This is a genomic window from Jiangella anatolica (assembly GCF_003236295.1).
GTDB classification, from domain to species: domain Bacteria; phylum Actinomycetota; class Actinomycetes; order Jiangellales; family Jiangellaceae; genus Jiangella; species Jiangella anatolica.
In genome coordinates this window covers 1-388 of the sequence record NZ_POTW01000252.1, presented here as the reverse complement: position 1 = coordinate 388, position 388 = coordinate 1, and the positions used below count along the sequence as shown (strand labels likewise).

1 pseudogene is annotated in these 388 nt (G+C 35.6%); it reads right to left on the bottom strand.

The window, feature by feature from the left end:
• A pseudogene (locus C1I92_RS35200) lies at nucleotides 1-359 on the bottom strand (bacteriocin immunity protein); the annotation flags it as partial.
• Nucleotides 360-388: the final 29 nt, after the last annotated feature.

The window sequence follows — 388 nt, the reverse complement described above, 5'->3', positions numbered from 1 at the left end:
ATCCATACTCTTTCAATTAAAGGATAATCTCGCCCAGTTGAACTAGTTGTCAATGTTGTATTGTGAAATGACAATAAAGCATGCGAATTAATGATAGCTATAACCACAATCGCAGTGACTTCCAGAACAAGCAATAAAAGCACATACTTAACTACTATGCGCCACTTTGGCGAGGGTAACGGCTGAAAAAACAGTTTTAAGTTAGAAAAACCATATAGCATGACTAAACTAATTATTCCGGCTGTAAGCATTGCTAACCAATCAAAATAAATATTAAGAAAGATCGCACCCATATAACCAGCCACAAAGAGCACTAACACTAGCGGGTAATATTTTTCTTTGAAATCAATTTCTATCACTTATTATAATCCCTTGAACCACCAAGCAC